Genomic DNA, 8,538 nt, shown 5'->3' with positions numbered 1-8,538 from the left:
TCACGAGTGGGGAATTTCGGTGAGCGCGGTTGGGGAATTTCGCTGAGCCTCGTCACTCCTGCTTCTGTCGAGCGGCTACGCGATTCTGTTCCGCAACGTTGAGGGCGTGAGACTGAACGGATCGAACGATGTGGGTTATGTCGATCTGCCCGTTGCGGGATCGTAGGGCAAGTGAACTCGCCACCATTTAGAACTTGCGGTGGGAAACGCTTGAACAGGTAGCGCGCGAGGGCACACCTGAACATAGGTGTGACTCGGGAACTGAAGTCCAGAGCTCCAATAACCGCTGCTCATCCCTCCAGCAATCGAAGCATCGCTTGCCCATTGCGGTCGCGCGCGTTCGACGCGTAGACCGGCAGAGTTCGCAACAGATGGTGGGTTCCGACTTGCGAGCCTTCTTCTTCTTCCTGGAGGGCCTAGGTGTTGAGTTCGCGACTGTCTTGTTCGCGACCGCTGGGGTCACGCTCAGGCGCTTGCGGCTCATAGCTCCGGTCGTCAGGGCAATTCCCCTGTTTGCTGCACCACGTACCATCCTGCTGCCCTAGCCCTTTGCTTCGGTTCGGGCCTGCCGTTTCAGTGGCTTCACATTGTGGATAATGCTGACGGTCGCGAACAGAACTAGGTAGATCGAGGCGGCACCCGGCCGATCGCCGATGAGTGCGATCACGGCTGCGGCAACCAGGAGCCACTGCGCGAGTATCCCAAGTCCGACGATCAGCGCGTCTTTCCTCTTCACGATGCCGCCACGAAGACTGGAGCAATCAACTCCATTTGCTCGATGACGAGCTTGATTGCGTCAGGTTGCTTGTCCGGCGGGTAGCCGTGCCGCGTGAGGAGTCTCTTGATCTGTGAACGCAGTTTGGCCTTCACGTCGGCTCGGATGGTCCAGTCTGTCTTGGCATCTCGCTTCATTACGCCAACCAGGTCGCGTGCGATGTCGGCGAGCTTTCCTTCTCCCTGAATATCGACGGCAGACTGGTTCTGCGAAACGGCATCGTAGAAGGACAACTCGTCACTCGTGAGAGGAGGAGTGAACTGCGCGCCGCGGTCGGCCTCAGCGGCCACTTCCTTGGCCATCTCTACCAAGGCGGCGATCACTTCGGCGGAAGTGAGCTGGCTGTTGGTGTACTTGAGCATGAGCTCCGACAGGCGATCGGAGAATGCACGCTGACGGACCACGTTGTGTTTGGTCGCGGCCTTGGACTCGTCGTTGATGAGCTTTCGCAAAGCCTCGATCGCGAGGTTGGGGTTCTTGGCTTCCTGCGCTTTCTTGATGAAGTCGACGTTGATGTCACTCAACGAAGGCTTCGGCATGCCGGCTGCGGCGTAGATGTCCAGTACCTCGCCGGATTCGACGGACGCCGCGATGAGCTGACGCAGCGCTCGCTGGATGTCTTCGGGTACCGCCTCGCCACGACTTTGGCGTTCTTCGGCGTCGAACTTGGCCATGTAAACGCGTACTTCCTCGAAGAACCGCGCGATGGGTGCAAGTTCTCGGAGATCGTCGGTGCTGCCACATATTGCCCAGACGCGAGAAAGTTGGGATGCGAACTTGCGGTAGCGGGCGGCAAGCGTCTCCTCTCCTTCGCCGACTTGGTTTTCTGGAAGACGTGGATCGCGAAGATAGTTCACTGTGGCGGTTGCAGCGTCGTAGTAGGCACGGCCCGTCCTGGCGGCGGTCAGCTCGGCCCGCCAATCGAACCCGTGCAGAAGGCCTTCGATGATCGACACCAAGTCCTTGGCGGCGTCGACTGCAGCCGAGATGTCACGGCCGATCGGCTTCGATTTCTGGTCCTGCGCTGTATATTCCGCCAGTGCCTTGGCGAGATTGTCAGCGACTGGTGCGTAGGCGACCAGCAGTCCATCCTGTTTACCCCGGAACGTGCGGTTCACCCGCGCAAGTGCCTGCATCAGTAGTGCACCCTTGAGCGGGCGATCGAGGTACATCGTATGCAGCGGCGGTGAGTCGAAGCCGGTAAGCATCATGTCCTTGACGATGACCAGTTCCAGGTCGTCGTCGGGGTTCTTGATGCGCTTTTTGACGGTGGCATTGGCAGAGTCCCGACGCACATGGAGGCTGATCGGTTCCTGGTCGGTGGCATCGCCGGAGTAAACGACCTTGATCTTGCCTTTCGCGAGGTCGTCGGAGTGCCAATCAGGTCGTAGCGCGACGATGTGGGAGTACAGGTTTGCGCAGATCTCCCGCGTTGCGCCGACGATCATCGCTTTGCCAGGCGTGTCGGGGTGATCGTCGGTACTGAGGAACGGGGTCATAGCCTTTCGGCGATTCTCCCAGTGTTCGACGAGGTCTGATGCAAGCTTCTTCAGGCGGTCGGGGTTGCCGTAGACGGCGTTGATGACGGCGACGCTCTCCTCGATGCGCTTGCGCTCGGTGTCATCGAGACCGACGGTCGCTTCGTCCGCGGACGCGTCGAGGTCGGACTCACTGACACCTTCGGCGAAGGAAACCTTGACCAGTCGACTTTCGAAGTAGACGGGCACCGTTGCACCGTCCTCGACGGCACGGGTGAGATCGTAGATGTCGATGTAGTCACCAAAGACGTCCTGAGTGTTTCTGTCGTCGAACGAGATCGGTGTTCCAGTGAAGGCAATCAGGGTCGCGTGCGGAAGAGCGTCGCGCAGGTGCCGTGCGTATCCATCGAGGTTGTCGTAGTGGCTGCGGTGAGCCTCATCGACGATGACGATGATATTTCGGCGCGACGACAGCAGCGGGTGGCTCTCGCCGGAGTCGCGCTCGCCCTTGGTCTTTCCGAACTTCTGCAGGGTGGTGAAGAAGATCCCGCCGGTGTTGCGTCCGGACAGCTCAGCGCGCAGTTCTTCGCGTTTGCGAATCTGTTTGGGTGCGCCTGGAAGCAGCTGTGACACTGCAAACGTCTCGTACAGCTGACCATCGAGCTCGTTGCGGTCGGTGATGACAACGATGGTGGGGTTGGCAAGCTTCGGGTGCCGAAGCACCTGGTTGGTGTACAGCTCCATTTCCATCGACTTGCCCGATCCCTGCGTGTGCCATACGACGCCGGCCTTGCCATTGCTCTCCACTGCCAGCACCGTCGACCCGACGGCCTTGTTGACGGCAAAGTACTGATGTGGCTTGGCAATACGCTTGACCAGCCCGGTATCGCCCTTGTCGAAGGCGGTGAAGTCACGCATCAACTGCAGGAAGCGTTCCTGGTTGTACAGGCCGAACAGCGCAATACCGAGAGGGGTGTTGTCTGCGTTGTCGTAGGAGACGGGTTTCCCGTCGTCGTCGACGTTCCACGGCGAAAAGTGGTTGAACGCGGTGAAAGGAGTTCCGTATCTCGCGGCGATTCCGTCGGATACGACGCTGAACACCGCGAACCTGAACGCGAGCGGGAACTCTCGAACGTAGGTCCGTAACTGCGCATGCGCCTGGCTGAGATTCGTATTCGCGCTGCCGGCTTTTTTCAGCTCTATGACGCTCACGGGCATGCCATTGAGGAACAGTACGATATCGAACCGACGCTTGTAGTCTCCGCGCGCCACCGTCACTTGATTGACTGCGAGCCAGTCATTTTCGTCGGGATCCATCGACGACAGGCGGATGGTCGGGGTGACCGAGACTCCAGAGTTGTCGACGTATGAGACCTTGCGTAGGCCCTCGGTCAAATAGCTGTGGACGGTTTCGTTTTCTGCGATGGCATCCGTCGAACCTGCGGTGGCGATGATGGACACGGCATCGTCGACGGCCGTCGTGGGCAATTGGGGATTGAACTTCGCGATGGCAGCTCGCAAACGCGGTCGGATGAGCAGTTCGTCCCAACCGGCGCGCTCGCCAGTTCCTGGTGCAATGTCGACCCCGTCGACGTGACGCCACCCGAGCTCGCCCAGATCGTCCAGGGCCATGTGCTCCCAGTCGTCCTCGGACGGTCCGTACGAGTTCATCGCTTCTCCCATGTTGTCCAACCTAAACGGTAACGGGCGGTCGGTGCTGAAACTTCTTCGATAGTCGAAGGTTAAGCGAGCTCGGATTATTTGCAATGACAACGCGTGATAAGCGGGGTTATCAGTTCACAAAAGCCAGAAGCTCAGCGGGTGCGGAAACATCTGCGGCAGACATCAACTCCAGGGAGAAGAAATGAGTGACTTGGATAGTCAAGCAACACAGCCGGATTCACCGCTGACCGACAGATCGTACTCGCGAAGGGCGATCCTTGTCGCTGCTTGCGTGGGCGCAGCTGCGGTGGCCCTGATCGTCGTCGCCGTCACGGCGTTCATTGCCAATCGCGAGCCAGAGAGGTTCGTGGTTCTGGGTGCTATCACCCTTGAAGACAGCATCACCACCTACGGGCTGCCCGACGGTTTCGAGTGCGCCGGCAAAGACGGATACAAAGACATCGGTCCAGGCGCAGCGGTCACGGTGACAGATGAATCAGGCACGTTGTTGGCCAAGGGGGCAATTGCAACGAGCTCCGGCGGATCGAGCGGCTGCTGGTTGGACTTCACCGTGTCGGGTGTCCCACGTGGGAAGTCCTTTTACAAAGTCGAGGTCAGCCACCGCGGCGAACTCACCTACACCGAGTCCGAAGTCGAATCTGGCCTCGTCTTTTCGCTCGGCTGACAGTTCACGATCGTCACTATCGCTGTCCAGAACACCTCCGACGAGCCGAAAGGGCTCAGTCCCGATGCGCAGGACGTGTACGACGGCGAGGGACGAAAATTCAGCGCCGATACCTCCGCAGCAATCGGTCTGGAGTCCGACGTCGCTTTCTGGGACGAGATCAACCCGGGCAACAGCGTCACCATGAAGGTCGTATTCGACATGCCAATTGATGCGGTTCCGGCCGAAATTGAAGTGCACGATTCGACGTTCTCGGGCGGCGTGCGGGTTTCGTTGACATGATCGGCGATGAACCCTCGGTCGCGCCGTAGCGAGGGTTCGAGCTATCGACGACGGTTCGGCCTTTGGCGAGGTCGGGCCCCACCAATAGTCGGTTCTGAAGGGAGACCAAGGGTGAGTCGTGTCCAGCTACATACCGGGAACCCGACGACTGAGGGCCCGCGGACCACGAAGGCTTCCCGCAACCGCACTGTGGACCCGCGACAGAAATCGGCACCGTGCACGTGGTGCGGTGGAAAGAGCACATCGAAATCCGCCTCCCGTCGCTGCAAGCGTTGCCGGAAGCTCGAGCTGATCATCGAAAGCGCGTCCAGGTTCATGCACGCGAACGGCTTGCGTGCGCTGGATCAATCGACTTCAGGCGGCACCGATACCGAGCAAAAGCACCGGTCAGAGGCCGCTAGAGCAAAGAAGACGCTGAATGGGATCAAGCGGGACCGGTTGTCCAAGAATCCGGCGGCGAAGGCCGTGCGGAATGCACCCCAGGACCCGGCTGCGAAGATCGTGAAGCAGATCAACGACCTGCAACTTGCGCTGGCAAGGCTGAACGTGAGACTCGCTGAGTTGGAGATGTCGGAACCATCGGCCCTTCGCGATCGCCAACTCGAGGCCCTACGTTGTCGTCGCGCAGGATTCAAGCTCGGCCTCGCGCGAAGACGGGCGAAGCTGTAGAAGTTGTTTTGTTCGTTTAGCTAGGTCGACCACGTATCAACTTCGCAAGTTGTTCTGTACATTTAGACAGCATGCAGGTGCTACAACTTCCGAGAGCGGGCCGTAATGCCACGTGGTAGGCCCAGTCGCGAGTCGATCTACAAGCAGTTTGCCGAGGCGCTCAGTGAACTGCAGCGTTTCGGTGGGATGCCTTTGCCAGCCGAATCGACTGCCATCTGGGACGACATCTGGCACCTCGAGGCTCACAACTCCACAGCTATCGAGGGCAACACACTCGTCCTGCGGGAGGTCGAGGCGTTGCTCGATCGACGTAAGGCTGTCGGAGCCAAGGATCTGAAGGACTACATGGAGGTGCTTGGATACGGCGAAGCAGCGCAGTGGGTCTACGCACAGGCGACGGCACCGGACGGTTACGCAGGCGAGGAGCTGATGACAATCACCGAGGTGCGATCGGTACACCAGCAAGTCATGCAGAGAGTTTGGGATGTCGCACCACATCCTGACGCCACGCGGGAGGAAGGTCCCGGAAGCTTCAGACGGCACGACATCCGTGCGTTCGACGGAGGTATGAGGCCTCCTCCATGGATCGAGGTTCCCGAGCGATTGTCGACGTGGGTCGATAAGGCCAATCTGTTTGCAGCCCAGCTGTCTTCTCTGGCATCAGGCTCCCTCGATCCGCGCGATATTCCTCTTCGGCTCGCCGCAATCCACTGCGAGTTCGAGCAGATCCACCCGTTTCTCGATGGCAACGGCCGTACGGGCAGGCTTGTTCTGAATCTCATTCTCGTTCGCTTGGGATTTCCACCGGCGATCGTGTTCAAGCGTGACCGCGTGAAGTACCTCGATGCCTTGGACCACGCAGACAAAGATGAGTACGGTCCGCTCGCCGAACTGATCGCCCGATCTGTGATCGATAATCTGCACAGATTCGTAGTGCCGTCGATCGCCGGACCGGCGAGGCTTGTGCCGTTGCAAGCCTTGATTACGCCAGAGATCAGTTACAACGCGTTGAGGCAGGCTGCACGGCGTGGCCGGCTCGACGCACATCAAGGCTCGGATGGGGCGTGGCGCTCTAGTCGTAAGGCCGTAGAAAGCTATTTGCAGCATCGATATTCGCGGGAGTGAGCTGTTATCAGGTGGGGTCCAGCGCTCTTGCCGGCCTATCGAGGTGGTGGATCAGCGCGCTGTAACGATCGGCGGTCGCCAGACGGTACAGGGGCGTGAAGTCGCCATTTATAGCTGTTGCTGCGTTCGCTGCATTGATCGTTCTTTCGGGATGCTCCACGGACGACGAGCGTGTCGCAGTTTCGCCTGCAGCGCCGGTGACTGTCTCCTCGACGTCTACGGCGGCCACGATGACCACTACACCGGCACCTCTCACGACGACTATCGAACTATTACCGGAGATAGCGCCGGTGGAACCCGTGGAGACCTACGCCGAGCCAGCACCGGTATACGAGGAGCCGTACATTGTCGAGTGCCAACACGGCGGTGGGCTGGGTCCGATCGCGACGAGCTGGTCGGATGGGACAGAGTCCGGATGGTCGGAGTACTGCCAGTCAGTTCACGACCAGGCGCTGCAAAGTGAGATCGACGCGAACACCCCCACGTGCGAAACCGATGTCTGCGTCTACCCGAACGGTGCAACGATTCCGAACCCGAACTACCGGGTCGTGCAGACACCCTCGCCCTGGGTTCAGGGACAGATCGACTGGCAGAACTGCCTCGATGCTGGGAACACGCAAGAGTTCTGCCGGACCACACAGAACTAGCCATTGAGGCCGTAACCACAGTGGTGTCCAGAAACATTCATCACGCGCGACCGTTGGCTCATTCGCTCGCTAGGCGATGGTGATCGTCGGCAGTCGAGTGCACGCGTCATCGATAGTCGGCGGGCATGAGGGTGTGCGAGAAGACCCATGTCTCGTCGTCAGAGGTCATGATCCTGCCGTCGACGACGACCTCGTGTTGGGTGCGGGGGTCCAGGATGTCTGCTATACCATCATCGTCGATGACGAACGCGTACATGACGTCGTAGAAGTCGTAAGAGCTGTCACCGATTTCGATTTCTGTGTTGTCGTACGGGCCGTAGTCGGTGTTGATGCCAACACCGGGCACTGCAGAGAAAACAGGTTCCCCGGAATATTGGACGTCACGGGCGCGATCACCGATCGATTCGCTGGACTCGTTGACTGCGTGGTCCAGGAACTCCCAGGCAGAAATCGATGGATCTACGATCACTCTCAACGCAGCGTCCCAGCTTCCTGCGAACGTGGTGTCCACTATCGCTGCAAGGGTCCGCATCACCTCGACTGGCTGCAGCGGTGCACACAGTACGGACATCGGTTCGAAGCTACTACCGTCTTTTCGTCTGCGCCCCAACACAATACGGTTGTCCAGGTTACGGTCCCATAGCGGCACGAGCTCCCTATTCTGACCAGGACCGCCCGGAGCCAGGTCGGAGAACACGTACTCCCAGCCGTATCCGCATGCTGCGCAGTGCCACTGCGTTTCGCTACCGTCGAAGGAGTCTCCGGTCGCGATCTCCCAGGGCCACCGTGGCGCGATATCCGGTGGCAAATGGAGCTTTCCCAGAGCAACGTAAAGACTTCGGAACGCTGCGCATCGGGGGCATTGAGGGTGCCGGGTCGCAATTCGGTGCTGGACCAGCGTGGCGTGCTGACTGTCCGCCATCTCACCGCAACACTCGATGCACAACAGGGCATCGACGTCAGGTTGTGCATCGGTCTGCGCTCCGACATATACGCCGGTTTCGGGGTCGCCAGGATCCACCGGTTGGTCGCAGAGCAAGCATTCTGGAACGGCGTTCAGACGCACGTAGGGTTCGGCCAGTGCACCGCGCTTCTCCGCAAACGGCTCGAACGATAGCCATGCGTCGGCCATACCGATGGCGTCGAGCAGTCGGTCCGCGTCGCGGGACGGGATCGGTCCGGGCTGTTCGGGGAACACAGCAGCCGCGCGCGCCT

General features: G+C 59.7%; 8 protein-coding genes. 5 read left to right on the top strand and 3 right to left on the bottom strand.

The annotated features are described in order from the left end of the window. Positions 1-541: 541 nt before the first annotated feature. Together QM590_RS20925 and QM590_RS20920 are read right to left on the bottom strand one after the other, a co-directional pair. Positions 542-736 (bottom strand): hypothetical protein, encoded by a 195-nt coding sequence (locus QM590_RS20925; RefSeq protein WP_269596215.1) that lies wholly within the window; start codon positions 734-736, stop codon positions 542-544. Then, positions 733-3,936: a type I restriction endonuclease subunit R gene (locus QM590_RS20920; RefSeq protein ID WP_269596216.1), complete on the bottom strand. Its 3,204-nt coding sequence runs from the start codon at positions 3,934-3,936 to the stop codon at positions 733-735. Before QM590_RS20920 ends, QM590_RS20925 begins: the two co-directional genes overlap by 4 nt. A 181-nt stretch (positions 3,937-4,117) precedes the next feature. Here QM590_RS20920 and QM590_RS20915 point away from each other — a divergent pair, with 181 nt between their 5' ends. The 5 genes from QM590_RS20915 to QM590_RS20895 all read left to right on the top strand — a co-directional run bounded on the left by QM590_RS20915 (position 4,118) and on the right by QM590_RS20895 (position 7,323). Next, complete coding sequence (locus QM590_RS20915) at positions 4,118-4,600, top strand: peptidase associated/transthyretin-like domain-containing protein (RefSeq protein WP_269596217.1); 483 nt, start codon at positions 4,118-4,120, stop codon at positions 4,598-4,600. A 9-nt stretch (positions 4,601-4,609) separates the two neighbouring features. Beyond that, on the top strand, positions 4,610-4,882 hold the full coding sequence (locus tag QM590_RS20910) for a DUF4352 domain-containing protein (RefSeq protein WP_317813864.1): 273 nt from the start codon (positions 4,610-4,612) through the stop codon (positions 4,880-4,882). Between the two features lie 315 nt (positions 4,883-5,197). Beyond that, positions 5,198-5,551 carry a hypothetical protein gene (locus QM590_RS20905; RefSeq protein WP_269596218.1) on the top strand — a complete coding sequence of 118 codons (354 nt, stop codon included), beginning with the start codon at positions 5,198-5,200 and terminating at the stop codon, positions 5,549-5,551. A gap of 105 nt (positions 5,552-5,656) precedes the next feature. Continuing rightward, positions 5,657-6,676, top strand: a complete 1,020-nt coding sequence (locus QM590_RS20900; protein WP_269596219.1) for a Fic family protein — start codon at positions 5,657-5,659, stop codon at positions 6,674-6,676. Positions 6,677-6,975: 299 nt separating this feature from the next. Continuing rightward, positions 6,976-7,323 (top strand): hypothetical protein, encoded by a 348-nt coding sequence (locus tag QM590_RS20895; RefSeq protein WP_283279302.1) that lies wholly within the window; start codon positions 6,976-6,978, stop codon positions 7,321-7,323. A 106-nt stretch (positions 7,324-7,429) separates the two neighbouring features. Here the strand turns inward: QM590_RS20895 and QM590_RS20890 are convergent, their stop codons facing one another. Beyond that, positions 7,430-8,521, bottom strand: coding sequence for a hypothetical protein (locus QM590_RS20890; protein WP_269596220.1), 1,092 nt, complete (start codon positions 8,519-8,521; stop codon positions 7,430-7,432). Positions 8,522-8,538: the final 17 nt, after the last annotated feature.

The sequence above is a fragment of the Rhodococcus sp. IEGM 1372 genome (genome assembly GCF_030056835.1).
Taxonomy (GTDB): Bacteria; Actinomycetota; Actinomycetes; order Mycobacteriales; family Mycobacteriaceae; genus Rhodococcoides.
Note: the sequence above shows the minus strand (reverse complement) of the source record. Positions and strands in the feature narration are given on the sequence as shown.

What these genes read in the sequence shown, in the direction of transcription:
- QM590_RS20920 (WP_269596216.1), bottom strand. Translation starts at nt 3,936, where the DNA reads ATGGGAGAAGCGATGAACTCGTACGGACCGTCCGAGGACGACTGGGAG.
- QM590_RS20915 (WP_269596217.1), top strand. Translation starts at nt 4,118, where the DNA reads ATGAGTGACTTGGATAGTCAAGCAACACAGCCGGATTCACCGCTGACC.
- QM590_RS20900 (WP_269596219.1), top strand. Translation starts at nt 5,657, where the DNA reads ATGCCACGTGGTAGGCCCAGTCGCGAGTCGATCTACAAGCAGTTTGCC.
- QM590_RS20905 (WP_269596218.1), top strand. Translation starts at nt 5,198, where the DNA reads ATGCACGCGAACGGCTTGCGTGCGCTGGATCAATCGACTTCAGGCGGC.